General features: G+C 69.7%; 29 protein-coding genes and 1 tRNA gene. 12 read left to right on the top strand and 18 right to left on the bottom strand.

What is annotated here, in order from left to right; all coding sequences use genetic code 11:
* Positions 1–2 precede the first annotated feature (2 nt).
* On the bottom strand, positions 3–608 hold the full coding sequence (locus tag ACK4HH_RS06050) for a TlpA family protein disulfide reductase (protein ID WP_409649501.1): 606 nt from the start codon (positions 606–608) through the stop codon (positions 3–5).
* Positions 605–1,237, bottom strand: a complete 633-nt coding sequence (locus ACK4HH_RS06045; RefSeq protein ID WP_409649498.1) for a histidine phosphatase family protein — start codon at positions 1,235–1,237, stop codon at positions 605–607. The genes ACK4HH_RS06050 and ACK4HH_RS06045 overlap by 4 nt, the downstream gene beginning before the upstream one ends.
* Before the next feature lie 82 nt (positions 1,238–1,319).
* Here ACK4HH_RS06045 and aspS point away from each other — a divergent pair, with 82 nt between their 5' ends.
* Entirely contained in the window at positions 1,320–2,660 is a 1,341-nt protein-coding gene (aspS, locus tag ACK4HH_RS06040; RefSeq protein WP_409649496.1) for an aspartate--tRNA(Asn) ligase, read from the top strand.
* A gap of 7 nt (positions 2,661–2,667) precedes the next feature.
* Here aspS and ACK4HH_RS06035 read toward each other — a convergent pair whose 3' ends face one another.
* Positions 2,668–2,847, bottom strand: a complete 180-nt coding sequence (locus ACK4HH_RS06035; protein ID WP_409649493.1) for a YegP family protein — start codon at positions 2,845–2,847, stop codon at positions 2,668–2,670.
* Positions 2,848–2,969: 122 nt separating this feature from the next.
* A complete protein-coding gene (locus ACK4HH_RS06030; protein ID WP_409649490.1) occupies positions 2,970–3,326 on the bottom strand; it encodes a hypothetical protein in 357 nt (118 codons plus the stop codon).
* Positions 3,327–3,434: 108 nt separating this feature from the next.
* On the opposite strand from ACK4HH_RS06030, the gene ACK4HH_RS06025 reads away from it, so the two are divergent.
* From ACK4HH_RS06025 to ACK4HH_RS06015, 3 genes are read left to right on the top strand one after another with little or no spacing between them, the layout of a single operon-like run.
* Positions 3,435–4,403 carry a ring-cleaving dioxygenase gene (locus ACK4HH_RS06025; RefSeq protein WP_409649487.1) on the top strand — a complete coding sequence of 323 codons (969 nt, stop codon included), beginning with the start codon at positions 3,435–3,437 and terminating at the stop codon, positions 4,401–4,403.
* The gene (locus tag ACK4HH_RS06020; RefSeq protein ID WP_409649485.1) at positions 4,400–5,044 is read left to right on the top strand and encodes an alpha/beta hydrolase; all 645 of its coding nucleotides are present in this window, start codon (positions 4,400–4,402) and stop codon (positions 5,042–5,044) included. The genes ACK4HH_RS06025 and ACK4HH_RS06020 overlap by 4 nt, the downstream gene beginning before the upstream one ends.
* Positions 5,045–5,098: 54 nt before the next feature.
* The gene (locus ACK4HH_RS06015; protein WP_409649482.1) at positions 5,099–5,782 is read left to right on the top strand and encodes an RraA family protein; all 684 of its coding nucleotides are present in this window, start codon (positions 5,099–5,101) and stop codon (positions 5,780–5,782) included.
* A gap of 9 nt (positions 5,783–5,791) precedes the next feature.
* On the opposite strand, the gene ACK4HH_RS06010 is transcribed toward ACK4HH_RS06015, so the two are convergent.
* The gene (locus ACK4HH_RS06010) at positions 5,792–6,286 is read right to left on the bottom strand and encodes a glutathione peroxidase (protein WP_409649479.1); all 495 of its coding nucleotides are present in this window, start codon (positions 6,284–6,286) and stop codon (positions 5,792–5,794) included.
* A 66-nt stretch (positions 6,287–6,352) separates the two neighbouring features.
* Positions 6,353–8,434: a heavy metal translocating P-type ATPase gene (locus ACK4HH_RS06005; protein WP_409649476.1), complete on the bottom strand. Its 2,082-nt coding sequence runs from the start codon at positions 8,432–8,434 to the stop codon at positions 6,353–6,355.
* A 98-nt stretch (positions 8,435–8,532) separates the two neighbouring features.
* On the opposite strand from ACK4HH_RS06005, the gene ACK4HH_RS06000 reads away from it, so the two are divergent.
* Entirely contained in the window at positions 8,533–8,877 is a 345-nt protein-coding gene (locus ACK4HH_RS06000; RefSeq protein WP_409649473.1) for a hypothetical protein, read from the top strand.
* Here the strand turns inward: ACK4HH_RS06000 and ACK4HH_RS05995 are convergent.
* Together ACK4HH_RS05995 and ACK4HH_RS05990 are read right to left on the bottom strand one after the other, a co-directional pair.
* Entirely contained in the window at positions 8,874–9,863 is a 990-nt protein-coding gene (locus ACK4HH_RS05995) for a TerC family protein (RefSeq protein WP_409649470.1), read from the bottom strand. The genes ACK4HH_RS06000 and ACK4HH_RS05995 overlap by 4 nt on opposite strands.
* A gap of 262 nt (positions 9,864–10,125) precedes the next feature.
* Positions 10,126–10,216, bottom strand: a tRNA-Ser gene (locus tag ACK4HH_RS05990).
* Positions 10,217–10,302: 86 nt separating this feature from the next.
* On the opposite strand from ACK4HH_RS05990, the gene ACK4HH_RS05985 reads away from it, so the two are divergent.
* Both ACK4HH_RS05985 and radA read left to right on the top strand, forming a co-directional pair.
* Positions 10,303–10,953 carry an SGNH/GDSL hydrolase family protein gene (locus ACK4HH_RS05985; RefSeq protein ID WP_409649468.1) on the top strand — a complete coding sequence of 217 codons (651 nt, stop codon included), beginning with the start codon at positions 10,303–10,305 and terminating at the stop codon, positions 10,951–10,953.
* 12 nt (positions 10,954–10,965) lie between these two features.
* Positions 10,966–12,312, top strand: a complete 1,347-nt coding sequence (gene radA / locus ACK4HH_RS05980; RefSeq protein ID WP_409649465.1) for a DNA repair protein RadA — start codon at positions 10,966–10,968, stop codon at positions 12,310–12,312.
* 67 nt (positions 12,313–12,379) lie between these two features.
* Here the strand turns inward: radA and ACK4HH_RS05975 are convergent, their stop codons facing one another.
* The 5 genes from ACK4HH_RS05975 to ACK4HH_RS05955 all read right to left on the bottom strand — a co-directional run bounded on the left by ACK4HH_RS05975 (position 12,380) and on the right by ACK4HH_RS05955 (position 17,564).
* On the bottom strand, positions 12,380–12,841 hold the full coding sequence (locus ACK4HH_RS05975) for an SseB family protein (RefSeq protein ID WP_409649462.1): 462 nt from the start codon (positions 12,839–12,841) through the stop codon (positions 12,380–12,382).
* Between the two features lie 19 nt (positions 12,842–12,860).
* Positions 12,861–13,475 (bottom strand): DUF4232 domain-containing protein, encoded by a 615-nt coding sequence (locus tag ACK4HH_RS05970; protein WP_409649459.1) that lies wholly within the window; start codon positions 13,473–13,475, stop codon positions 12,861–12,863.
* 74 nt (positions 13,476–13,549) lie between these two features.
* Positions 13,550–14,065: an amino-acid N-acetyltransferase gene (locus ACK4HH_RS05965; RefSeq protein ID WP_409649457.1), complete on the bottom strand. Its 516-nt coding sequence runs from the start codon at positions 14,063–14,065 to the stop codon at positions 13,550–13,552.
* A 26-nt stretch (positions 14,066–14,091) separates the two neighbouring features.
* On the bottom strand, positions 14,092–14,949 hold the full coding sequence (locus tag ACK4HH_RS05960; protein WP_409649454.1) for a hypothetical protein: 858 nt from the start codon (positions 14,947–14,949) through the stop codon (positions 14,092–14,094).
* Between the two features lie 104 nt (positions 14,950–15,053).
* Positions 15,054–17,564: an ATP-dependent Clp protease ATP-binding subunit gene (locus tag ACK4HH_RS05955; RefSeq protein WP_409649451.1), complete on the bottom strand. Its 2,511-nt coding sequence runs from the start codon at positions 17,562–17,564 to the stop codon at positions 15,054–15,056.
* A gap of 175 nt (positions 17,565–17,739) precedes the next feature.
* On the opposite strand from ACK4HH_RS05955, the gene ACK4HH_RS05950 reads away from it, so the two are divergent.
* From ACK4HH_RS05950 to ACK4HH_RS05930, 5 genes are all read left to right on the top strand, one after another.
* The gene (locus ACK4HH_RS05950) at positions 17,740–18,333 is read left to right on the top strand and encodes a hypothetical protein (protein ID WP_409649448.1); all 594 of its coding nucleotides are present in this window, start codon (positions 17,740–17,742) and stop codon (positions 18,331–18,333) included.
* Positions 18,333–19,046: a hypothetical protein gene (locus tag ACK4HH_RS05945; RefSeq protein ID WP_409649445.1), complete on the top strand. Its 714-nt coding sequence runs from the start codon at positions 18,333–18,335 to the stop codon at positions 19,044–19,046. The genes ACK4HH_RS05950 and ACK4HH_RS05945 overlap by 1 nt, the downstream gene beginning before the upstream one ends.
* On the top strand, positions 19,046–19,807 hold the full coding sequence (locus ACK4HH_RS05940; protein WP_409649442.1) for a hypothetical protein: 762 nt from the start codon (positions 19,046–19,048) through the stop codon (positions 19,805–19,807). Before ACK4HH_RS05945 ends, ACK4HH_RS05940 begins: the two co-directional genes overlap by 1 nt.
* Positions 19,807–20,043, top strand: coding sequence for a helix-turn-helix domain-containing protein (locus ACK4HH_RS05935; protein ID WP_409649439.1), 237 nt, complete (start codon positions 19,807–19,809; stop codon positions 20,041–20,043). The genes ACK4HH_RS05940 and ACK4HH_RS05935 overlap by 1 nt, the downstream gene beginning before the upstream one ends.
* A 125-nt stretch (positions 20,044–20,168) precedes the next feature.
* Positions 20,169–21,137 (top strand): pirin family protein, encoded by a 969-nt coding sequence (locus ACK4HH_RS05930; protein WP_409649436.1) that lies wholly within the window; start codon positions 20,169–20,171, stop codon positions 21,135–21,137.
* Between the two features lie 24 nt (positions 21,138–21,161).
* On the opposite strand, the gene glsA is transcribed toward ACK4HH_RS05930, so the two are convergent.
* From glsA to lysS, 5 genes are all read right to left on the bottom strand, one after another.
* A complete protein-coding gene (gene glsA / locus ACK4HH_RS05925) occupies positions 21,162–22,133 on the bottom strand; it encodes a glutaminase A (protein WP_409649434.1) in 972 nt (323 codons plus the stop codon).
* A gap of 24 nt (positions 22,134–22,157) precedes the next feature.
* Positions 22,158–22,340, bottom strand: coding sequence for a hypothetical protein (locus tag ACK4HH_RS05920; protein WP_255160427.1), 183 nt, complete (start codon positions 22,338–22,340; stop codon positions 22,158–22,160).
* 60 nt (positions 22,341–22,400) lie between these two features.
* Positions 22,401–22,997, bottom strand: coding sequence for a hypothetical protein (locus ACK4HH_RS05915; RefSeq protein ID WP_409649430.1), 597 nt, complete (start codon positions 22,995–22,997; stop codon positions 22,401–22,403).
* Positions 22,998–23,127: 130 nt separating this feature from the next.
* Positions 23,128–23,283, bottom strand: a complete 156-nt coding sequence (locus ACK4HH_RS05910; RefSeq protein ID WP_409649427.1) for a hypothetical protein — start codon at positions 23,281–23,283, stop codon at positions 23,128–23,130.
* A gap of 9 nt (positions 23,284–23,292) precedes the next feature.
* Positions 23,293–24,804 (bottom strand): lysine--tRNA ligase, encoded by a 1,512-nt coding sequence (gene lysS, locus ACK4HH_RS05905; protein ID WP_409649424.1) that lies wholly within the window; start codon positions 24,802–24,804, stop codon positions 23,293–23,295.
* Positions 24,805–24,847 lie beyond the last annotated feature (43 nt).

Raw genomic sequence — 24,847 nt, 5'->3', positions numbered from 1 at the left:
GCTCACGATGCTTCGGCGAGCACGTCGGTGATCATCGAGCGCAGCACGCTCGGCTCGCTCACGAGGCCCGCGATGCGCGCGGCCACGCGACCCTGCTGGTCGAGCACGAGGGTCGTCGGCACGGCGGTGGGCGCGACCTGGCCGGCGAAGGCCAGGCGCACGGCACCGTCGTTGACGTCGAGGATCGAGGGGTAGGTCACCCCGAACTCTTCGGCGAATGACAGCGCGGTCGGCGCCTGGTCGTAGATGTTGACACCGAGAAAGCGCACACCGTCGGGGGCGAACCGCTGCGCGAGCGCCTCGAGGTCCGGGGCCTCGAGACGACAGGGCGGGCATCCGGCGTACCAGAAGTTCACGACGAGCACGTCGCCGCGGTAGTCGTCGCTCGAGACCGTGTCACCGCTCTCGACGACCCCGGCGAACTCGATGGGCTCGCCGCGGTCGGCTTCGGCGACGACCGTGTAGGCCCCGTCGCCCGAGATGTAGCCCTGGCCGTTGCCCGAGCGGTACTGCGCGGCGAGGTCGTCGTTGGCGGTGCAGCCCGAGAGCACGGCGGCGCTCACGAGGGCGAGCGCGATGACGGTGCTGCGACGGACGCGGGTGCTCACACTGCTCCTAGATCGGTGGCGTTCGCAAGCAATTCTGCGCCGCGCTCCTGATAGCCGGTCTCAGCGAAGCGGCCGTCGACCCAGGTGAAGCTCGTGACGCTCGAGAGCGAGCAGCGGCGCTTGCGCGGGTCGTGGTGCAGGGGCTCGCCAGCGAGCGCGCGATGCGCCATCCAGATCGGCAACTGGTGGCTGACCATGACGACCTCGCCCGCGTCGACGGTCTCGCGCGCCTCGTGCATCGCGGCGAGCATCCGGGCCGCGATATCGACGAACGGCTCGCCCCAACTCGGCACTCGGGGGTTGCGCAGCAGGTGCCAGTTGCGCGGGTCGGCGATCGTGCGGCCGTTCATGCGCTTGCCCTCGAAGCGGTTGGTCGGCTCGATGAGGCGCTCGTCGGTGCGGATGTCGAGGCCGAAGGCCTCGGCCCACGGCGCCGCCGATTCCTGCGCGCGCTGCAGCGGGCTGGCGTAGAGGGCGGTCACCGGATGCCCGGCGAGACCCGTGACGGCCGCGGCGGCCATGCGGTGCCCGAGGTCGCTGAGCCCGAAACCCTCGAGCCGCCCGTAGAGCACGTGCCCGGGGTTGTGCACCTCGCCGTGGCGCACGAGGTGGACGAGGTCGGCGGGCATGCGGCCAGTCTAGAGTTCAGCGCCTTTGGCGCGGCCGAGAGCGGCAGGGTCGCGCCCCGCCTCGCCGGTAGGCTTGGGCGCTATGACCCGCACCGTGATCGCGCACCTCGCCCCCCTGCCCGACGGCCCCGTGACCGTCGCCGGATGGGTCGAGACCGTGCGCGATCAGAAGAAGGTGCAGTTCGTCATCCTGCGCGACGAGTCGGGCGCCGTGCAGCTCGTCAACCCGGCGACGCGCGACCTGGAGGAGGGCGCTTCGGCCGACGAGCTCGCCGCCGCCGCCCTCACCGAGACCATCGGCGGGCTCGCGCACGGCACGATGGTGCGCGTCACGGGCGAGCTCAAGCACGACGAGCGCGTGAAGCTCGGCGGCATCGAGGTGAAGATCGCCGGCCTCGAGGTCGTGAGCGAGGCCCTGCCCGAGACGCCCATCGCCGACGACTCGAGCCTCGACAAGCGCCTCGACTGGCGTTTTCTCGACCTGCGCCGCCCCGAGGCGAGCCTGATCTTCAAGATTCAGACGACGTTCGAGCACGCGCTGCGCAGCTGGTGGGTCGAGCGCGACTTCATCGAGATCCACACCCCCAAGCTCATGGCGAGCGCCTCCGAGAGCCGTGCCGAGCTCTTCGAGATGGAGTACTTCGAGACGAAGGCCTACCTGGCGCAGAGCCCGCAGTTCTTCAAGCAGATGGCGCAGCCCGCCGGCTTCGGCAAGGTCTTCGAGATCGCCCCGGCCTTCCGCGCCGACCCCTCGTTCACCTCGCGCCACGCGACCGAGTTCACGTCGATCGACGCCGAGGTCAGCTGGATCGACTCGCACGACGACGTCATGGCGATGCACGAGCAGCTCTTGGTGGCCGGGTTCACCGCGGTCGTCGAGAAGCACGGTGCCGCGATCGAGGCCGCCTTCGGTGTCGAGGTGACCGTGCCCACCATGCCGTTCCCCCGCATCCCGCTCGCCGAGGCGCGACAGATCGTCGCCGACGGCGGCTACGAGATTCCCCGCACCGACGGCGACCTCGACCCCGAGGGCGAGCGCCGCCTGAGCGCCTGGGTGAAGGCGAACCACGGCAGCGACTTCGTGTTCGTGACCGACTACGCCAAGGGCATCCGGCCGTTCTACCACATGCGTCGCGAGGGCGACCCGAGCATCACGAACAGCTACGACCTGCTCTACAACGGCACCGAGATCTCGACCGGCGCCCAGCGCGAGCACCGCGTCGACGTGCTCATCGCGCAGGCGAAGGAGAAGGGCCTCGAGCCGGAAGAGCTCGAGTTCTACCTCGACTTCTTCCGCTACGGCGTGCCGCCGCACGGCGGGTTCGGCATGGGCCTCGCGCGCGTGCTCATGCTCATGCTCGGGCTGGGCTCGATCCGCGAGACGACGTACCTGTTCCGCGGCCCGACCCGACTGCTGCCCTAGCCGTCGGCTACGTCAGGTCGACGACCGTGGCGCCCGCCGCGTTCTTCATGACCGACTCGACGGCGCTCTTGGCCGAGGCCTTGGCCACGTAGTTCTCGCTCACCGCGAGGGTCTGGCCGTTGCCCGACACGATGCGCCAGAAGTACGGCTGCGTCGTGCTCTTGCCCTTGACGATCTCGAACTTCATCGGTCTCTCCCGTCTGTGGACGGCCACGATGCCGTCTCTGTTCGGGATGCTATGCGCCCGCCGCGCGACCCGCCAGACCCGGCCGCGAACGAGCTCGGTGCCGTCAGCCGCACCGACCGCGATCAGGCGCCGAAGTCGGGCCGAATACGCCAGCCGGTGTACTGCTCCAGCTGCGCGAGCAGCGTCAGGGCATGCAGTCGCGCGTGGTCGTCGCTGATCGTCGAGTAGACGTCGATCGCGAGGGGTGGCGGCTCGCCGAACTTGGGGATCTCGATCTCGACCCACGCGCCGTCGCGGTGAGCGCCGTCGAGCAGCACGTAGGGGCTCATGGTGCGCTGCCGCTCGACGGGGCGGTCGACGGCGAGGGCGACGATGGCGAGAGCATCCAGCTTCGTCACGGCGCTCATGACCACGATGGTCGCGCAGTACTCCGCCGGAGGGGCGGGGCGGCGCAGCAGCTGCCGCAGCGGTTCGAGCATGCGATCACGCTAGGCGGCGAGCCTGAACGGCCGCCGATGGGGAATACCCCTCGCGCTCTATGCGTTTGCATGGATATCATCGAGCGACCACACGAAGGAGCATCGGTCATGACCGCAACCACCGAGGGCCTGCACCACGTCACCGCGATCGCGGGCGACCCCCAGAAGAACATCGACTTCTACATCACCGGGCTCGGGCTGCGGCTCGTGAAGAAGACTGTTAACTTCGACGACCCCGGCACGTACCACCTCTACTACGGCGACGAGGCGGGCCGGCCCGGCAGCCTCATGACCTTCTTTCCGTGGCGCGGCATTCAGCAGGGGCGCATCGGTGCGGGCCAGTCGACCTCGACGGCCTTCTCGGTGCCCGCGGGCTCGCTCGGCTGGTGGGTCGACCACTTCGCCTCGGTCGGCGCCGAGGCGCGCATCGCCTCGACGAGTTCGAGCGAGGAGCGCCTGCTCGTGCAGGACCCCGACGGCCTGCAGATCGAGCTCGTCGCGACGCACGAGCACGACCCGCGCGACCCGTGGGACTCGGCGAGCGTTCCGGCCGAGCACGCCATCCGCGGTCAGCACTCGAGCGTGCTCACCGTGCGCGACGCCGAGCAGACGATCGCCCTCATGGTGAACGACCTGGGCATGCGCGTGGTCGAGCAGCAGGGCAACCGCACCCGCCTCGCCGCGGGTGAGGGCATGCCCGGCGCCCTCGTCGACGTGCACTCGTCGAACCTCGTGCAGCCGGGCCTCACGGCCGGCGGCACCGTGCACCACATCGCCTTCCGCGTGCCCGACCAGGCCACGCAGCAGCAGTGGCGCGACGAGCTCGCCGAGAAGGGGCACCGCGTCACCGAGATCCTCGACCGGCAGTACTTCACGAGCATCTACTTTCGCGAGCCGGGCGGCGTGCTCTTCGAGATCGCGACCGACACCCCCGGCTTCGACATCGACGAGCCGCTGCTCGAACTGGGCCGCTCGCTCAAGCTGCCGCCGTGGCTCGAGCCCTCGCGCGAGCAGATCGAGCACGCCGTGATCCCCATCACGCTCCCCGCCGAGAACAACCCGGAGGTCGCCGCATGACCGGCGGCACTGTCGGCCTCCCCGAGGGCGGCCTCGCCGCCTGGCCGCACGTGTTCACCCCCGGTGAGGCGGGCGCACCCGTGCTGCTGACGCTGCACGGCACGGGCGGCACCGAGACCGAGATCGCCGCGCTCGCCACGGCGATCGACCCCCGCGCATCGGTGCTCTCGCCGCTCGGTCGCGTGCGCGAGGGCGGGGCATCCCGCTGGTTCCGCCGCATGGGCGAGGGCGTGTTCGACGTCGACGACGTCATCGAGCGGGCGGGCGAGCTCGCCGCGTTCATCGGGGCGGCGCGCGAGCAGTACGGGCTAGTGGATGCTCCGCTCACCGCCCTCGGATTCAGCAACGGCGCCAACATCGCCCTGGCCACGGCCCTGCTGCACCCGGGCGCGCTCGACCGGGTCGTGGCGTTCTCGGGTATGTACCCCTTCGGCGACCGCGACCCGATCGGCGACCTGGCCGGGGTCGAGGTGCTGTTGCTGAACGGCACCGGTGACCCGATGGCCCCCGCCGGCAGTGTCGACGTGCTCGAGCGCACGGCGACCGAGCATGGGGCTGTGGTGACGCGCATCGGCCGCCCGGGCGGCCACGGCATCGACGGCGGCGAGCTGCAGGCCGCGAAGGAGTGGGTGGCCCGCTGACACCGAGCGGGCGGTGTGCGAGTCTGACACCGCCCGCCCCGTCAAAGGAGCCCCATGACGCTCGACCCCGTTCCCACGGCAGCACTCGCTGACGCCTGCGTTCGCCTCGCGCTGCCGCTGCGACTCGGGCCGGCCGCGCTGCGGCCGATCGCACCGCACGCACCCATCGCCGGGCCGGCGATGCCCGTGACGCATGCGGGCAGTGTCGACGTGTTTCTCGAAGCGATCGACGACGCCCCGCCGGGCGCGGTGCTCGTGGTCGACAACGGCGGTCGCGACGACGAGGCCTGTGTGGGCGACCTGGTCGCGCTCGAGGCGCGCGAGGCCGGTCTGGCCGGGCTCATCGTGTGGGGCCGGCACCGCGACACGGCGCAGATCGTCGAGCTGGGCATCCCGCTGCACAGTCGCGGAGCGCTGCCACCGGGGCCGCGCCGCGTGCCCCCGGCCGGCCGGCCGATGCGCACCGCCTGGCTCGACGGGGTCGAGGTGACGGCCGACGACGTGATCGCGGCCGACGACGACGGCGTGCTCGTGATCGCCGCATCGCAGTGGGATCGGGTCGCCGAGGCTGCCCGGCAGATCCAGGCCGTCGAGCTCGCGCAGGCTGAGCGCATGCGCGGCGGCGAGAGCCTGCGCGCGCAACTCGACTTCACGACCTATCGCGCACGCCAGGCGGTCGAGCCCGACCTCAGCCTGCGCCGCTACCTCGCCGAGCGCGGCGGTGCGATCGAGGTGTGACGAGCCCGATCAGCGGGGCAGGTTCGCCTCGATGAGCGCCACGATCTCGGGCGCATCGGGCTTTACGTTCGGGCGGAAACGGTGCACGGCGCCGGTCGGCAGCACGAGGAACTTCTCGAAGTTCCAGGTGACGGGGCCGGCCATGCCGAGCGCGTCTTTCGCCTCGACCAGCTGCTCGTACAGCGGGTGGCGCTTCTTGCCGTTGACCTTGACCTTCTCGGTCATGGGGAAGGTGACGCCCCACGTCGTGCTGCAGTACTCGGCGATCTTCTCCTCGCTCGACAGCTCTTGCAAGAACTGGTTCGAGGGCAGGCCGAGCACGGTGAAGCCGCGGTCGCCGTAGGTCTTCTGCAGCTGCTCGAGGTCGGCGTACTGCGGAGCGAGCCCGCAGCGAGATGCGACGTTGACGACGAGCACCACGTGGTCGGCGAACTCGCCGAAGGTCGTCGCACGACCATCGAGCATCGTGAGCGGCGTAGAGGTGAGCGACGTGATCGTGGTCATTCCACGACGGTATCCGCTCGCCCCCCACGCCGCCTGGGTGTCTGCGCTGTGCCGGCTGAACGCGGTCTACTCACCGAGGCGCTCGGGCCGCAGGTCGAGCCGGCGCAGCAGCTGCGCGTTGAGCGCCACCACCACCGTCGAGGCCGACATGAGCAGGGCTCCGACCGACATCGGCAGGATGAACCCGATCGGGGCCAGGATGCCCGCCGCGAGCGGCACCGAGATGAGGTTGTAGCCCGCCGCCCACCACAGGTTCTGTTGCATCTTGCGGTAGCTCGCGCGAGAGAGCTCGATGACCGAGAGCACCGAGCGCGGGTCGTCGCTCGCGAGGATCACCCCGGCCGTGCCGATCGCCACGTCGGTGCCCGCGCCGATCGCGATGCCGACATCGGCGGCGGCGAGCGCCGGGGCGTCGTTGACGCCGTCGCCGACCATCGCCACGCTCAGGCCCTCGGCCTGCAGCTCGGCGACCTTCGCCGCCTTGTCGTGCGGGCGCACCCCGGCGAAGACACGGTCGATACCGAGCTCGGCGGCCACCGACTGGGCCACAGCCTGCGCGTCGCCGGTGATCATGACGACGGTGATGCCTTTGGTCTGCAGGGCATTCACCGCCAGCCGCGATTCGGCGCGGATCTCGTCGGCGAGCGCGAGCGCGCCGACGACCTCGTCATCGACGAGCACGTGCAGGATGATCGCGCCCTGCTCGCGCCAGGTGTCGGCGACCGCGAGCTCGCCGGCGCCGTGCCGCTCGAGCATGCCGGGGCCCCCGACGCTCACGGTGCGGCCGTCGACCTGGGCGGTGACGCCGAGCGCGGGGCTCGAGGTGAACTCGGTGGCGACGGGGATGCTCACCCCGCGCTCGCCCGCCGCCCGCACGATGGCCTTCGCGAGCGGGTGCTCGCTGTCGGTCTCGGCGGCGGCGGCGAGCGCGAGCAGCTCGTCGTCGGTGTGGGTGCCCGCGGTCTCGACCGCGGTCACCGTCGGAGCGCCCTTCGTGAGCGTGCCGGTCTTGTCGAAGAGCACGGCGCTCACGGTGCGCATGCGCTCGAGGGCGAGGCGGTCTTTCACGAGCACGCCGCCGCGGGCCGCGCGCTCGGTGGCGATCGACACCACGAGCGGGATCGCGAGGCCGAGCGCGTGGGGGCACGCGATGACGAGCACGGTGATCGTGCGGATGATCGCGTCGCCGGGCATCCCGAGCGAGAACCAGACGATCGCGGTGATCGCGGCCGCTCCGAGCGCGAACCAGAACAGCCACGCGGCGGCGATGTCGGCGAGGCGCTGCGCGCGCGACGACGAGGCCTGCGCCTCGGCGACGAGGCGGCGGATGCCCGCGAGGGCCGTATCGTCGCCCACCGCTGTGACGCTCACGCGCACACCCGAGTCGGTCGCGACCGTGCCGGCCACGACGGTGTCGCCGGGCTCGCGGCGCACGGTGCGCGATTCGCCCGTGATCATCGACTCGTCGAAGGCGGCCGAGCCCTCGGCGATCGTGCCGTCCGCCGGCACACGCGCACCGGGTCGCACGATGACGAGGTCGCCCACGCCCAGTTCGGCGGGGTTCACCGTCTCGACGCCGTCGGCCGTCACGCGCTCGGTCTCATCGGGCAGCAGCGCGGCGAGCGAGTCGAGCGCGCTCGTGGTCTGGGCGAGCGAGCGCATCTCGATCCAGTGGCCGAGCAGCATGATGACGACGAGCAGGGCGAGCTCCCACCAGAAGTCGAGCTCGTGCGACAGCAGGCCGAGGCTCGCCCCCATGCTCGAAAAGAAGGCGGTCGTGATGGCGAGGCCGATGAGCAGCATCATGCCAGGGCGGCGCGCGCGCAGCTCGTCGACGGCGCCCGTGAGGAACGGGCGGCCACCCCACACGAAGATGACGGTGCCGAGGGCGGGCGAAACCCATTCGATGCCCGGGATGCCCGGCAGCTCGTAGCCCAGGATCATCGCGAACATCGCGCTGAACCCGACGACGGGGACGGCGAGGAGCAGGTTCCACCAGAAGAGGCGGCGGAACTGCGCGACGTGATCGCCGTGGCCGGCGTGGCCGCCATGGCCGGCGTGCGCATCGTGGCCGGCGTGCGCATCGGGCGCCGCAGACGCCGTGGCGGTGGCGTGGTCGTGATCGTGGTGTGCGTGCGTCTCGTTCATGGGCGCCACGGTATACCCCCCCTGGGTATTAAGTCAAGGGGTGGAGCCCGCCGCCGTTCCCCCGTGCGCGCCAGCGTCCGATGCCGCATACTGACGTTGTGTCAACGTCTGTCGAGTCCCCGCTCGCCCCGTCGATCGCCCCCGACGTGTGGGCCGATCCTCGCCGGCCGTCGCTCGATCAGGCCCTCGACGCCGTCTTTCGAGTGATCGGGCAGCGCGAGCCTGACCGCCTCACGCATCCCCAGGTCGTCGCTATCGCGCGCACGTTCTTCCACTACACCTGGGTCTGCCGGTTCTTCACCATGCAGGTCGAAGATGCGGCCGAGCGGGTCAACGGTGTGTGCGCCGACGACTACCCCCTGCCGGTCGGGCTGGCGATCGTCAAGGACTTTTGCAACCGTTGGAACGGCTGCCCCGAGGAGGCGTGCCGGCGAAACAGCTAGGGCGAGACCTCCTGGGTCGCCTTGTTCGTCGTGCGCGTCTTGAGCAGGCTCAGCACGGTCGCGACCAGGATCGTCGTCGCGATGAACCCGAGCGAGAACCAGATGGGGATCTCGGGGATCCACTTCACCGGCTCGCCGCCGTTGATGAAGGGCAGCTCATTGATCTTGAGGGCGTGCGAGATGAGCTTGAGGCCGATGAACGCGAGAATGACGGCGAGCCCCTGAGCGAGGTAGATGAGTCGTTCGAGCAGTCCGCCGATCAAGAAGTAGAGCTGGCGCAGACCCATCAGCGCGAAGGCGTTCGCGGTGAAGACGATGTAGGCCTCTTCGGTCAGACCGTAGATCGCCGGGATCGAGTCGACCGCGAAGATCAGGTCGACGAAGCCGATCGCCACGATCACGAGCAGCATGGGGGTGAAGAACCGCTTGCCGTCGATCTTCACCGAGAGCTTGTCCCCGTGATACTGATCGACGAACGGCAAGTGCCGACGGGCGAACTTGACGATGCCGATGTTCTGCGGGTCAGTCTCGTGTGAGGCGAATGCCTGGCGATACGCGAGCACGAGCAGCAGGGCGCCGAAGATGTAGAAGATCCACGAGAAGTTGGAGATGAGCGTCGCGCCGACGGCAATGAAGATTCCCCGCATGATGAGGGCGATCGCGATGCCGATCAGGAGCACCTTCTGCTGATACATCTTGGGCACCGCGAATGCGGTCATGATGAGCAAAAAGACGAAGACGTTGTCGACCGACAGCGCCTTCTCGGTCAGGTACCCGGCGAAGTACTCACCGCCGAACTGCCACCCCGAGACCATTCCGATGCCCACACCGAAGATCAGGGCCAGCGTGATGTAGAACACCGACCACTTGGCCGCTTCGGCGATCGTGGGCTCGTGTGGGGTACGCACATGTGCGTAGAACTCCCAGATGAAGAAGGCGATCGTGACCGCGATGGTGATGATCCAGATGAGGGGCGTGACGCCCATAGGGGTGCTCCTTGGTCAGTCGATGAGTGACCAAGGTCTCTTCCGCCCCGGCTGACCGGGACAAGCCGCCCGGAGCACGATCGCGTGCCCGTAGTGACGAGTCGACTTCGAGGGAGTACTCCCCTTGACCCGCCGAGTGTACCTGCTGCAGGGGCGCAGAACCTGACACGGGCGACGCGACCGCAGAATGCACGAAACCCCCGAACCGAGTGGGTCGGGGGTTGTCGCTGAGCGCTCGGCGCTCGGCCCTTCAGAAGGGCAGTGGCGGTGACGGTGGGATTTGAACCCACGGTGGGCTCAACACCCACACAACTTTTCGAGAGTTGCACCTTCGGCCGCTCGGACACGTCACCGGGGAAGAGTTTAGTACAGGCGGGCGGGCGGGTCGAACCGGGGGCGGCGGGCGGTGAGCATCCACGGTGATCGCTACGATTCGGGCATGACCTGGTCGCTGCCTACGCCGTTCACCGCGGCCCGGCAGCGGGCCTGGCAGCGCCGAGCGCTCGAGCCCGGCGAGCTGCTCTACGTGGCGATCGGCGACTCGGCGGCGCAGGGCGTGGGGGCGCGCGACCTCGACGCGAGCTACGTCGGCCTGCTCGCCGCGCGGCTGCAGCGGCTCACGGGTCGCACCGTGCGCGTCGTCAACCTCTCGCGCTACGGTGCCCGCCTCGACGACGCCCTCGCACGGCAGCTGCCCGCGCTGGCCGAGCTGCAGCCCGACCTCGTGACGGTCGCGATCGGCGCCAACGACATGGTCGCGTTCGACACCGAGCGATTCTCTGACGAGTTCGGCCGACTGCTCTCGGCACTGCCGCCGCATGCGATCGTCGCCGACCTGCCGTGCTTTCACTTCGGCGACCGCGAATGGGATGCTGTGCGCGCCTCGCGCGTGATCGCCGACCTCGTGCGCGCCCGCGGCCTCGCCTTCGCGCCGCTGCACCGCGTGACCGAGAAGCGTCGCGGCTGGGGCTCGTGGCCGGAGTTCGCGTGGGACCAGTTTCACCCCTCGGCGATCGGGTACCGCGTGTGGGAGTCGGCCTTCGCGGGCGCCGTGGACCGGCGAGCCCACGCGGTCGGTGGTGCGTCGTAGTCTGAAGCCACCATGGCCAAGCCCACCGCGAACTTCGTCTGCACCGAGTGCGGCTGGACGACCCTGAAGTGGGCCGGGCGCTGCGGCGAGTGCCAGCAGTGGGGCACCGTCATCGAGAAAGATGCGCCGACGCGGCACACCACGCCTGCCCGGGTTGCCGAGGGCCGGGCCGCCCGCCCCATCACCGAGATCGAGCCGCGCGAGCGCAGCCACACGCCGACGGGCATCGCCGAGTTCGATCGCGTGCTCGGCGGCGGCATCGTGCCTGGCGCCGCCATCCTGCTCTCGGGCGAGCCGGGCGTCGGCAAGTCGACACTGCTGCTCGAGGTCGCCGCTCGCGCCGCGAAGCTCGGCCAGCGCGTGCTCTATGTCAGCGCCGAAGAGTCGGTGGCGCAGGTGCGGCTGCGCGCGGGGCGCACGGGTGCGCTGACACCCGAGCTCTACCTCGCGAGCGAGACCGACCTCGCCACGATCCTCGGCCAGATCGACGAGGTGCAGCCCGCCCTCGTCATCGTCGACTCGGTGCAGACCGTCGCCTCCTCGCTCGTCGACGGCCTCGCGGGCGGGGTCAGCCAGGTGCGCGAGGTCGCGGCCACGCTCATCCGAGTCGCGAAGGACCGCGACATCCCCGTCGTGCTCGTCGGCCACGTCACGAAAGACGGCACGATCGCGGGCCCCCGACTGCTCGAGCACCTCGTCGACGTCGTGTGCCAGTTCGAGGGCGACCGCCAGACGGCGCTGCGCTTCGTGCGCGCGCTCAAGAACCGCTTCGGGCCCACCGACGAGGTGGGCTGCTTCGAGATGACGGGCGACGGCATCGCCGAGGTCGCCGACCCGTCCATCCTCTTTCGCTCTGGGTCGACCACGCCCGTGAGCGGCACGTGCGTCGCCATCGCCATGGAGGGCCGCCGCGCCCTGCCCGTCGAGGTGCAGGCGCTCATCGTCGCCTCGAACGCCCCCCAGCCGAGGCGCGTCGTCAACAGCGTCGACTCGTCGCGCGTCGCCATGCTGCTCGCCGTGCTCGAGCGCCGCTGCGGCATGCCCCTCAGCGGGTTCGACGTGTACGTGTCGACCGTCGGAGGAATCCGCCTGACCGAGCCCGCGGCCGACCTCGCGATCGCCCTGGCCGTCGCGAGCGCCCGACGCGAGAAGGCGCTGGATGCCCACCTCGCGGCGATCGGCGAGATCAGTCTCGCCGGCGAGATCCGCGCGGTGTCGGGCGCCACCCAGCGTGCCGCCGAGGGCGCGCGCCTCGGCTACACCACGGTGATCGACGCCTCAGCGCTGCACCTGCGCGAGGCCGTGCGGCTCGCGTTCGCGAGCGCGCACGACGAGAAGCTCGACGTACCCGAGTTCTAGCCCTTCAACGAGAGTTACCGTCCGTGGCGAGAGTTGCGGCGAATGTCGTCACTCTCGCCACGAACCGTCACTCTCGCGGCAGCTGCAGCGCGTCGAGCACGTCGTGCGGCTCGGCCTGCATCGCGTGCGGACCGGCGACGTCGAACCAGACGGCCTCGAGCACGCCGATGTTCTGCTCGAGAAACTCGCGCAGCGTCTCGCCGTCGTACGGCAGCACGCGGTGCTCGGGCTCATCGGGCACCATCGCGATGTAGGTCTGCGGGCTCGAGAAGAGCAGCAGCATGTACTTGTCGGACTCGCCGCGGCGGAACACCCGCACTTGAGCCGGACCCTCGGTGATGAGCAGCGGCACGATGACGCGATCATTGCGCAGGGCGAACGCCACGGCCGCGGCATCCTGCTTCTCGAGGGCGGCATCCAGTCGCTGCTCGGGCGGCAGCAACGAGGGCGGCAACGGGGCCAGGTGACCGGAGGCGGTGCGGCGCGGCTGCGATGAGCCGGGGCGTTTCGCGGGCTTCTTCTTGGGCACCCTGAACAGCCTACGGGGGCTAGTTGAGGATGAACGGGCGGTCGCCGTCGCCCTCGAACTCGCCGACGCTCACGCTCAGACGGTAGGTGGCGCCGCCGGCGACGACCGGGTCGCGCTCGGCGTCGCAGTCGTCGGCGCTCGAGCGCGTGCGGCTCCAGGCGAAGGGCGAGCTCGACAGCGGCTCGCCGGGCTCGAGGGTCACCTCGGCGGGCACGCCCGGCTGCTGGCAGTCGGCCGAGGCCCAGATGCGGTCGCTGCCCGAGGTGATGACGTACGACTGCACGTCGCTGCCGGCCTGCATGGTGCAGGGGGCGGTACCCGTGTTGAGCAGCGTCAGCGAGAGCAGAGGCTGCTCGCCCGCGGGGTACGAGGCGGCGTCGGTGACGGGGGTCACGGTCACCTGCTCGGGCGTGCACGCGGTGACCTCGCCAGCGGTGAGCGGGTCGCCCGCCGCCGCTGTCTCGCTCGTCGTCGGCTCGGGGGTCGGCTGCTCGGCGGGCGCGCCGGTGCCGGGTCGCACGATGATGAGCACGATGATCAGGATGACCGCGAGCGCGACAATGCCCACGACGATGCGGCGGCGCCAGTAGACCTCCGGCGGCAGCGGCCCGACAGGGTTGCGGATCGTCGACATGCCGCCAGGGTAGGCCCGGTTCGCGGCGACGGCGGGATGCTCGCTCGGCGTGTGCCCGAACGCTCAGGGGTCTCTTACAGCACCTTGAGCATGCGCGTGTTGCCGAGGGTGTTCGGCTTGACGCGCGAGAGGTCGAGAAATTCGGCGACGCCCTCGTCAGGAGACCGCACGAGCTCGGCGTAGACCTCGGGGTCGACGAGCAGCTGCTCGTCGATGGGCGCGAAGCCGTGCCGCGCGAAGAACTCGACCTCGAAGGTCAGGCAGAACAGGCGCTGCAGGCCGAGGTCGCGCGCGTCGTCTTCAAGGCTCTCGAGTAGCGCGTGGCCGACGCCGCGGCCACGCCACGCGTCGCTCGCGGCGAGCGTGCGGATCTCGCCCAGGTCTTCCCAGATGACGTGCACGGCGCCGCACCCGATGACCTCGCCCGTCGCGTCGTCGACGGCCACGCGAAACTCTTGCAGCGACTCGAAGAACACCACAAGTTCTTTACCGAGCAGAATCCGCTGCCGCACGAGCGGTTCGACGAGCTGCTTGATGGCGCGCACATCGCTCGTGCGCGCGCGTCGCACGCTGAACCCGGTACTCGTCACGGTGCCAGCCTACGGCCGCCGCACCGTCACAAACCGCCGAAGAACGCGCCGAGGCCGTCCAGAACGTCGGCCGCTCCGGCGGCGAGATCGAGGTCGACTTCAGGAAGCTCGGAAAGGTCGAGACCCTCAATCGGCAGATCAGCACTGGTCATGACAACCGTCCACAGAGCAGCGTCAACCCAGGCGAGGTCGTCGGTGGTCATGGGCTCTCTGGCGGTTCGCTCGGCGGCGTAGTCAGCAGCGATGCGGGCCGCCCACTTCTTCTCGAGCCCGAAGAGCACGGCATAGCCGAGCAGCTTTTCGTGGATGACGAGTGTCGACTCGCCACTCTCGTCACGCCGCTCGATCGACGAGTCGGGGCCGAGAAGCACTCGCATGCGATCGGCTTCGGCGAGCGCGATGTACTGGCGCAACCCTTCGAGGTGGGCGAGCACAGGAGCAGCCTCGACCGTCGGGGCGACCGGCCGGGGATCCCAGAACCGCACAACCCGAGAAGCGAGCGAGCGCTCAGCGACGAGACCTCGCGCGATGAGCGATGCGACGATGCCGCGATGAGCCTCTGCCAACCGCCGACTCAATCCCTCGTTCCGATGTCGCGTCAGGGTGACCGAGGCCCCCGTCATCGAGTTTTCGCCAAACACTGCTGCGAGAATGGCGTCTTCAGCCGCCGACGTCACTGCTCGAGAGGTCCGCACTGCTCGGAAGCTGCGCCGTTTCGAACCCGGCACCATCACGACAACGCGGCGAGCGGCAAAGTCGATCAATTGCGCCACCACGGCGCGCGAGTTTTGCTGCAGCAACTCAGCCGCTTCGACAACCGAGAGACCCTCCGGCGGTCGATACTGCACGACGATCGGGTCAGGATGGCTGGGCGATCGCGTCACTTCGTCAGCCTACGGCCAGGGCGCCGCCGACGCGCCCCGCCCGGGGTGACCGGACGGGGCGCTGACGGGGTGCGGGCATCCGGTGATCGGATGCGGGGCGCGAGCTACTCGACGGGCGGCAGCTCGTCCGCTCCGATCGACGCCGACGCTCCCGAGCCGGCCTCGACCGCGGCGAGCTCTTTGCGCGTGGTCGCGAAGGTGAACGCCCCGTCGACGAAGTCGACTGCGACGTGGTCGCCCGCGTTCAGCTCGCCGTGCAGGATGCGCTCGCTCAGCGCGTCTTCGATCTCGTGCTGCACCGCGCGCCGTAGCGGGCGGGCGCCGAGCGTCGGATCCCAGCCGACCTTGATGAGCTGCGCCTTGGCGGCGTCGCTCACCTCGATCGTCATGTCGCGGTCGAGCAGGCGCTCGCGCAGGCGCTTCACGAAGAGATCCACGATCTGCAGTAGCTCGTCCTGGTTCAGCTGCGGGAACACGATCGTCTCGTCGACGCGGTTGAGGAACTCGGGCTTGAAGTGCTTCTTGAGCTCCTCCACGACCTTCGCGCGCATGGCCGAGTACGACGCCGCGGCGTTGCCCTCGAGCGTGAAGCCCACCGGGCCACCCGTGATGTCTTTCGTGCCGAGGTTGGTCGTCATGATGATGACCGTGTTCTTGAAGTCGACCACCCGGCCCTGACCGTCGGTCAGGCGACCCTCTTCGAGCACCTGCAACAGCGAGTTGAAGATGTCGGGGTGCGCCTTCTCGATCTCGTCGAAGAGCACGACGCTGAACGGCTTGCGGCGCACCTTCTCGGTGAGCTGGCCGCCCTCCTCGAAGCCGACGAAGCCGGGAGGGGCTCCGAACAGGCGCGAGACGGTGTGCTTCTCGCCGTACTCCGACATGTCGAGCGCGATGAGCGCGCCCTCGTCGTCGAACAGGAACTCGGCGAGCGCCTTGGCGAGCTCGGTCTTTCCGACGCCCGTGGGGCCGGCGAAGATGAACGAGCCCGAGGGGCGCTTCGGGTCTTTCAGACCCGCGCGCGTGCGGCGGATCGTCTTGGCGAGCACCGAGATCGCCTCCTCCTGGCCGATGACCCGCTGGTGCAGGGCCTTCTCCATGAAGATGAGGCGAGAGCTCTCTTCCTCGGTGAGCTTGAAGACGGGGATTCCCGTGGCCTGCGCGAGCACCTCGGCGATGACGCCCTCATCGACGGTGCCGCTCGCGGCCACCTCGCCCGCGCGCCACTGCTTCTCGAGGCGCAGCCGCTCACCGAGCAGCTTCTTCTCGTCGTCGCGCAGGCTCGCGGCCTTCTCGAAGTCCTGGTTCTCGATCGCCAGTTCCTTCTCGGTGCGCACGGCCGCGATCTTCTCGTCGAACTCGCGCAGCTCGGGCGGGGCCGAGAGGATCGACAGGCGCAGGCGCGCGCCGGCCTCGTCGATCAGGTCGATGGCCTTGTCGGGCAGGAAGCGGTCTTGCACGTAGCGGTCGGCGAGGTTCACCGCGGCGACGATCGCGCCGTCGGTGATCGAGACCTTGTGGAACGCCTCGTACTTGTCGCGCAGCCCCTTGAGGATGTTGATGGCGTGCGGCAGCGAGGGCTCGTTGACCTGCACGGGCTGGAAGCGGCGCTCGAGCGCGGCATCCTTCTCGAAGTGCTTGCGGTACTCGTCGAGGGTGGTCGCACCGATCGTCTGCAGCTCGCCGCGGGCCAGCAAGGGCTTCAGGATGCTCGCCGCATCGATCGCGCCCTCGGCGGCACCCGCACCCACGAGGGTGTGGATCTCGTCGATGAAGACGATGATGTCTCCGCGCGTGCGGATCTCCTTCGTGACCTTCTTCAGGCGCTCCTCGAAGTCACCGCGGTAGCGGCTGCCGGCGATGAGCGAGCCGAGGTCGAGCGAGTACAGCTGCTTGTCTTTGAGCGTCTCGGGAACCTCGCCCTTGACGATCGCCTGGGCGAGGCCCTCGACGACGGCGGTCTTGCCGACGCCGGGCTCGCCGATCAGCACGGGGTTGTTCTTCGAGCGGCGCGAGAGAATCTGCATGACCCGCTCGGCCTCCTTCTCGCGCCCGATGACGGGGTCGAGCTTGCCCTCGCGCGCGGCCGCCGTGAGGTTGCGGCCGAACTGGTCGAGCACTTGCGATCCCTTGTCGGGGCTGGGGCTGTCTCCGCCGACGGCGACCGCCTCTTTGCCCTGGTAGCCCGAGAGCAGCTGGATGACCTGCTGGCGCACGCGGTTGAGGTCGGCGCCGAGCTTGACGAGCACCTGCGCGGCCACGCCCTCGCCCTCGCGGATGAGGCCGAGCAGAATGTGCTCGGTGCCGATGTAGTTGTGGCCGAGCTGCAGCGCCTCGCGCAGGCTCAGCTCGAGCACCTTCTTGGCGCGCGGCGTGAACGGGATGTGCCCGGTCGGCTGCTGCTGCCCCTGGCCGATGATGTCTTGCACCTGCTCGCGCACGGCGTCGAGCGAGATGCTCAGCGACTCGAGCGCCTTGGCGGCGACACCCTCGCCCTCGTGGATGAGGCCGAGAAGAATGTGCTCGGTACCGATGTAGTTGTGGTTGAGCATCTTGGCTTCTTCTTGCGCCAGCACCACCACACGACGGGCCCGGTCAGTGAACCGTTCGAACATCTCGCACTCTCCTCACGCGATTCCGACGCAGGATGCGGAGCCGCTGTATCGAGGGTAACCAGCGCACCCCTGCAGAACTGCCCGTGTTCGCCGTAGGCGTGACGGGGGTTGCCGCGGGCGCATCCTGTCGCTACCGTATCGATTATCGTTATTATCGTTGATCGATAGGATGCTCGTGATCATCGCCGCAGACCAACCCCGCACTCGCGCGCTCAACCGCGCGGCCGGCACGACCGCCCTCATTGCGGGCGGGCTCGCCGCTCTCGTCACCGTGGCCCACCTCGCACAGACGGTGTGGACCATCGCGCAGGGCCGCGTCGGCACCGCTTCTGTCGAGATCGTCGACGGAGGGGTGATGGTGACGTCCATGCTCAACCCCGGCGACGTCTCGGTCGAAGCCGTCATCGCAGCTCTCGTCGGCGACGTCACGATCCTCATCGTGATCGGGGTCGTCTCATCGATCGCGGTCGCGCTCGTGCGCGACCGTCCGTTCGGCCGTCGCACGCCCCGCGCTGTCGCCGTCGCGGGATTCGCCGTCGCGATCGGTGGATCGATCAGCGCCGTCTTCTCGTCGGTGGCCGCCCGCCGCGACCGAACGCTGCTCGATCAAATCGCCGGAGTGAGTGCACCCGACGGGCCGCTCGATGTGTCGCTCGGCATCCTCACCGTGTCGTTGCTCCCCATCGCCGCCGGCCTCACGATCGTCTTCATCGCCGTCGTGTTCGCGCGAGGCACCGAATTACAGCGCGCGACCGAAGGGCTTGTGTGATGGACCCGTTCACGATGGTGCTGCTGCTCATGCTCGGCTTCGCCGTGCTGCTCGTCGCCGGCATCGGGCGGCGCGGCGCGCCCACTGATGCCCCGCCGGTGCTGCCGCGCCTCGTCGCCGGCGGCGCCCTCGTAGGAGCACTGCTCGCCGGCGTCGTCGGGGTCGTCGCCATCGTGATGACGTTCATCGGCGATCGCGTGACTCTGGCCGTGCCGATCATCCCCTTCATCGAGACTGTTCCGGATGCTCTGCGCGCGACCCCCGGTGTGAGCATCGTGGGCGGCAGCGCGCAACAGGTATCCGTGCCGCTGAGCCTCTCGGGGCTCGACCCGCTCACCCTCACGCTCGTAGCGCTGCAGACGGCGCTGACGACGGCCGTCATCATCACCGTGCTCCTGATGGTCGCCCGACTCGCGAAGCAGTCGTTGTCAGAGACACCCTTCTCCCCGAAAGCGAGCTCGTTCCTCGCGGTGAGCGGCATCGCCTTCACCCTCGGCGTGATGGCGTCCCAGTTCGCCGGCTTGCTCGCCGGCGCGCGAGCACACGAACAGCTCTTCTTTCTCCGCACCGACGCGATCGATGGCGTCGTGAACGCTCCCCCGACGTGGGTGATCGAGGTTTGGCCCATCGGTGTCGGCCTCGTGCTTATCGTGCTGGCGCGTCTGATCAGAGGTGGCGAGCGGCTGCAGCGCGACACGAAAGGCCTCGTCTGATGAGCATCCTGTTGTGGAATGTGCTTTTTGCCGCCCTCCCGATCATCGCGATCGGCATCGTCGGCGTCGTGCTGTTCGTCATCGCCCGCCGCCATCGGGCGGCCCCCGAGGGCGAGAAGCTCTCGCGCATGGGCGATGTCGCCCGCGTCGTCGCGATCCTCGCATTCGTGTACGGACTCGCCGCGGCATTTGCGACCTTCATGTCGGCCGTCGCGATTATCTCGACGACCGCCCAGCAGGGAAGCGCAAACCCCAACCCCGTCAGACTGCCCGTTCCGCTGTCGCCCGCCACGGAGATTCCGGCGTCGGTTCTTCCTCCCGTCGATTTCGGTGCGCAATCGTTCGCGATCGCATCGTTCAGCGAGATCTCGATTCCCGGCCCAGCCCTGAGCCCGGGCACCGCGCTGCTCTACTTCGCGCCGCTGTTCCTCACTCCGCTACTGCACGCGATCGTGGCGTTCGGTATCTCGTCGCTCGCCACACGCATCGAGCGCAACGAGGGATTCGCCCCGCAGCTCGCGAAGTCCGCCGTCGTCGTCGGGGTCTCGCTCATCGTGATCGGATCGCTCTCGCAGGCCATGCAGGTGTACGGCACGAGCCTCGCGCGGTACGAACTGCTCGGCGGCTCCGACCTCGGCGGCTGGATCGGCCCCGGCCCCATCGACTTGACGCATGTCGCGGCCGGAGTCGGGGTGCTGCTCGTGGCAGTGCTGCTGCGTCGCGGCGTGCAGCTCGAGCGCGACACCCGCGGGCTGGTCTGATGAGCCCGGCGGTCTCGGATGAGGAGGAGACGGGCATCCACTGCCGGCTCGACGAGCTGCTCGAGCAACGGGGCTTGACACTCACGCGGTTGAGCGAGCTCGTCGGCGTGAGCATCGTCAACCTCTCGGTACTCAAGAACGACCGCGCTCGGGCGATCAGGTTCTCGACGTTGCGGGCGATCTGCGAGGCGCTCGACTGCGAGGTCGGCGAGCTGCTCGTGCTCGACCCCTCCTGACGCGGCGGGCCGGTTCGTAACTCAGGCTGTGGTGCCGAATGTGCGGCAGTACCGCTGCACATCGGCCGCTTCAGCATGAGTTACGATCACAACCCCCACCAGGCAGGCCGACGTAGGGTGAGCGGGTGAGCAACCTCGAGACCGAGCCGGCCGAGCTCGTCAGCCACGACGGGCCCGCGGCGGGCATCCAGGTGCTCGAACCGCGCGAGGTGCCGCTCGGCGGCCCCCGCGCGATGACCGTGCGCCGCACGCTGCCGCAGCGCGAGCGCAGCCTCATCGGCGCCTGGTGCTTCGTCGACCACTACGGCCCCGACGACGTGGCCGAGACGGGCGGCATGACGGTGCCGCCGCATCCGCACACGGGGCTGCAGACGGTGAGCTGGCTGTTCGAGGGCGAGGTCGAGCACCGCGACTCCACCGACGCGCACGCGATGGTGCGCCCCGGCGAGGTCAACCTCATGACGGCGGGACGCGGCATCCAGCACTCCGAGGTTTCGACCCCCGCGACGACGCGCCTGCACGGTGCGCAGCTGTGGGTCGCTCTGCCCGACCGCGACCGGCACACCGCCCCGTTCTTCGAGCACGCCGAGCCCGCGCCCATCACGGTCGGCGCCGCGACGCTGCGGGTCTTCATCGGCGAGCTCGCCGGAACCACCAGCCCCGTGCGCACGTTCACCGCCCTCGTCGGCGCGCAGCTCGACCTGCCGGCCGGCGCGAGCGTCGACCTGCCCGTCGACCCCCGTTTCGAGCATGGCCTGCTGGTGGATGCGGGCACCGCCCACCTCGACGGCACCCAGATCCCCACCGCCCACCTCGGCTACGCGGCCCCCGGTCGCTCGTCGGTGCGGATCGCGGCCGGCGACTCCCCCGTGCGGGCGCTGCTGCTGGGCGGCGAGCCCCTCGGCGAGCCGATCGTCATGTGGTGGAACTTCATCGCGCGCGACCACGACGAGATCGTGACGCTGCGCGCGCAGTGGCAGGGCGAGGTGATCGACGGCGGCGACCCGGCGGGCCGGTTCGGAACCGTCGCGGGCTGGGATCACGCGCTGCCCGCGCCGGTCATGCCCGACGTGCGGCTGCGGCCGCGCGACTGAGCGCGCGCGAGAAACCGAGCCCCGCTACCGCCCGCGCGGCAGCTGCACGGGCGGCAGCGTCTCGCCCGGCACGGCGAGCGCGTGCCACGAGAACCGCTCGGCGAGCAGTTCGCACGCGCGAACGGAGCGCAGGCTGTTGCCCTGCGCATCCAGTAGCGGGCTGTAGAGGCCGAGCCCGAACGTCGCCGGGCTCGCGGTGATGACCCCGCCCGCCACACCGCTCTTGGCCGGGCTGCCGACGCGCAGCATCCACTCGCCCGAATAGTCGTACATGCCGCACGTCGCCATGACGGTCAGCACGTGCCTCGCCACCTCGCTGCTCATGGTGCGCACACCCGTGACGGGGTTGACGCCCCCGCCGGCGAGCGTCGCGGCCATGACGGCCAGGTCGTCGGCGGTGACGAGCACGGCGCACTGGCGCAGGTACACCCACAGCGTCTCGTCGACATCGGCCGTGAGCGAGCCGGCGCTGCGCATGAGGTAGCCGAGGGCGCGGTTCATGTCGGCGGTCTCGAGCTCGGCGGCGAAGACGCCCTCGTCGACGGTCAGCTCGCGCCCCGCGCACGCGCCCATGAGGCTCAGGATGCGCCCGAAGCGCTCCTCGGCCGAGTCACCCGCGACGAGCGAGCAGGTGACGATCGCGCCGGCGTTGATCATGGGGTTGTCGGGCCGGCCGGTCTCGGCCTCGAGCGAGATGGCGTTGAAGCTCTCGCCGCTCGGCTCGCAGCCGACGCGCTCGAGCACGGCGTCGAGCCCGCGATCGGCGAGCGCGAGGGCGAAGGCGAAGACCTTCGAGATCGACTGGATCGTGAAGGGCTCGGCATGGTCGCCCGCCGACCACAGCCGGCCGTCGGGGCTGCACACCGCCAGGCCGAAGCGGCTCGGGTCGGCGAGCAGCAGCGGGGGGATGTAGTTCGCGAGCTCGCCGTCGTCGAGCGCCGCGAGCTGTTGGTGCACATCGTGCAGCGTGGCTGCGACGGGGTCGAGCTCGGTCATGACCGTCAGCCTGCCAGGCTCGCGCTATTCGTGGGGGTCGGGCCGCGCGGCGAGGCGAGCGCGCTCTTCGGCCTCGATCTCAGAGTAGGTCTCGCGCTCAGAGCGGTCGGCGCGGATGATCGCGCGCATGGCGAACCAGAAGATGAGCCCGATCACGATCGTCGGGGTCACCGAGAAGATCGCGTTGCCCCAGAAGTCTTCCGGCATGGCATCAAGGATACGTCGGTGCGGCTGGGCGCAGCACCGCGCGGTCAGCGGGGCGAGCGGTCAGCGCACGAGGCGGCGGCGCGCCCACAGGCCGAAGCCGAGCACGACGAGGGCGATGATCGCCGTGGCCGCGAGCACGGCGGGGCCGAGCAACCCGATGTCGGCACCGAGGGGGGTCGACGCGAGCACGTCGGTCAGCGTGGCGTCGGCAGCACCGCTGCCGCCGAGCGACTCGGTGGGCAGCTGGAACCCATCGGTCGATTCGCCCGCGGTGACCGCGTTGTTGACGGTGATGTCGCCCACGACGGTCGAGAGGCGGCCGCCGTCGGCAATCGCCGTGAGGCAGTAGGCGCCGTCGGGAACAGCCGTCGTCGAGAAGGTGGCCGAGAACTGCGGCTCGGCGAGCTCGAGGCGCTGCTCGAGCAGGGGCGAGCCGCAGTCGCCGAGCGACTGCGGGGCGAGACCGAGCACGAGGTCGACGGCCGAGGCGCCGACGACCGTGCCCTCGACGGCGAGCTCGCCGCCCACGGCGGTGCCCGCGAGCGGGGTGTCGATGCGTAGCGATTCCGCGGCGAAGCCGGGGCTGGCCATGAGAACGGTCGTGAGCACGGCGATCGGGATGCCGGCGACGACAGCGCGGAGACGGTGAGAGAGCATGGGATCGCCGTTCGGGTCGGGCGATGCGCGCGGGCGCCGGGGAGCATCCACGCGAATTCGGGTATTGGGTGCACTCAGGCTAAGCCGGGCGCACGGCGGGCGCAGTCCCCCGTCCGGGGGGCGAGGGGGCTCAGCCCTTGGCGATGATGCCGATGAGTCCCGAGATCAGCAGGTAGGCGCCGACCGCGCCGACGACGAGCCAGAGGGCCAGCCGGTTCATGCTGACCGCCGGCTTCTTCTTGTCGTCGCCGGGCAGCTGCAGCGGATCCTTAGGGTCGAACACCATGACGCGACCCTACTTCACGAGGGGGAAGAGGATGGTCTCGCGGATACCGAGACCGGTCAGCGCCATGAGCAGGCGGTCGATGCCCATGCCCATGCCGCCGCTCGGCGGCATGCCGTGCTCGAGCGCGGTGAGGAAGGCCTCGTCGAGCTGCATGGCCTCGAGGTCGCCGCCCGCGGCGAGCGCTGCCTGCGCGACGAACCGCTCGCGCTGCACGACGGGGTCGACGAGTTCTGAATAGGCGGTGGCGAGCTCGAAGCCGCGCACGTACAGATCCCACTTCTCGACGACGCCCGGGATCGACCGGTGCTCGCGCACAAGCGGGCTGGTGTCGACGGGAAAGTCCATGACAAAGGTCGGCCGCGTGAGCGAGCCCTTGACGAAGTGCTCCCACAGCTCTTCGACGTACTTGCCGGGCAGCGGGTGATCGATCTCGATGTCGACCGCATCGGCGAGCTTCTTCAGTTCTGCCATGGGGGTCTGCGGCGTGATCTCGACGCCCGCGGCCGCGCTGAGCGACTCGTACATGCTCAGGCGGTCCCACTCGCCGCCGAGGTCGTACTCGGTGCCGTCTGCCCACGTGACGACGTGCGAGCCTGAGACCGCGGTGGCCGCGTTCTGGATCATCTCTTGCGTCAAGTCGGCCATCTGGTGGTAATCGCCGTAGGCCTGGTAGGCCTCGAGCATCGCGAACTCGGGGCTGTGCGTCGAGTCGGCGCCCTCGTTGCGAAAGTTGCGGTTGATCTCGAACACGCGCTCGATGCCGCCGACGACCGCGCGCTTGAGGAACAGCTCGGGCGCGATGCGCAGAAACAGCTCGGTGTCGAAGGCGTTCGAGTGGGTGATGAAGGGGCGGGCGGATGCTCCACCGTGCATCGTCTGCAGCATGGGCGTCTCGACCTCGAGATAGCCGTGGTTCGCGAACGTGGTGCGCAGGCTGGCGACGGCCACGGCGCGGGCCCGCACGGTCTGCCGCGCCTGCTCGCGCACGATCAGGTCGAGGTAGCGCTGGCGCACGCGCGTCTCGTCGCTGAGCTCGCTGTGCAGGTTCGGCAGCGGCAGGATCGCCTTGGCGGCGATCGCCCACGTGCTCGTCATGATGCTGAGCTCGCCGCGGCGGCTCGTGATGACCTCGCCCTCGACGAAGACATGGTCGCCCAGGTCGACGAGGTCCTTCCATCGCTCGAGGCTCTCGTCGCCCACCTCGGCCAGGCTCAGCATGACCTGGATGCGGCTGCCCTCCCCCGACTGCAGGGTGGCGAAGCACAGCTTGCCTGTGTTGCGCGAGAAGACGACGCGGCCGGCGAGGGCGACCCGCTCGCCCGTGGCCGTGTCGGGTTCGAGCTCGGGGAACCGCGCCCGGACATCCGGAATGGTGTCGGTCACGGCGAGGCCGATCGCGTAGGGCTCGAGCCCGGCGTCGAGCATGCGCTGCCGCTTGTCGAGGCGCACCTGCTTCTGCTCGGCGATCTCCTCGATCGTCGGCTCGGCGGCGTGCTCGGCAGGTGCGGTGTTCTCGCTCATCAGGCTCCTCGGTTCAGCGTTTCAGCCTATCGGCGACCGGGAT

This window comes from Microcella sp., assembly GCF_046296455.1.
Taxonomy (GTDB): domain Bacteria; phylum Actinomycetota; class Actinomycetes; order Actinomycetales; family Microbacteriaceae; genus Microcella.
Note: the sequence above shows the minus strand (reverse complement) of the source record. Positions and strands in the feature narration are given on the sequence as shown.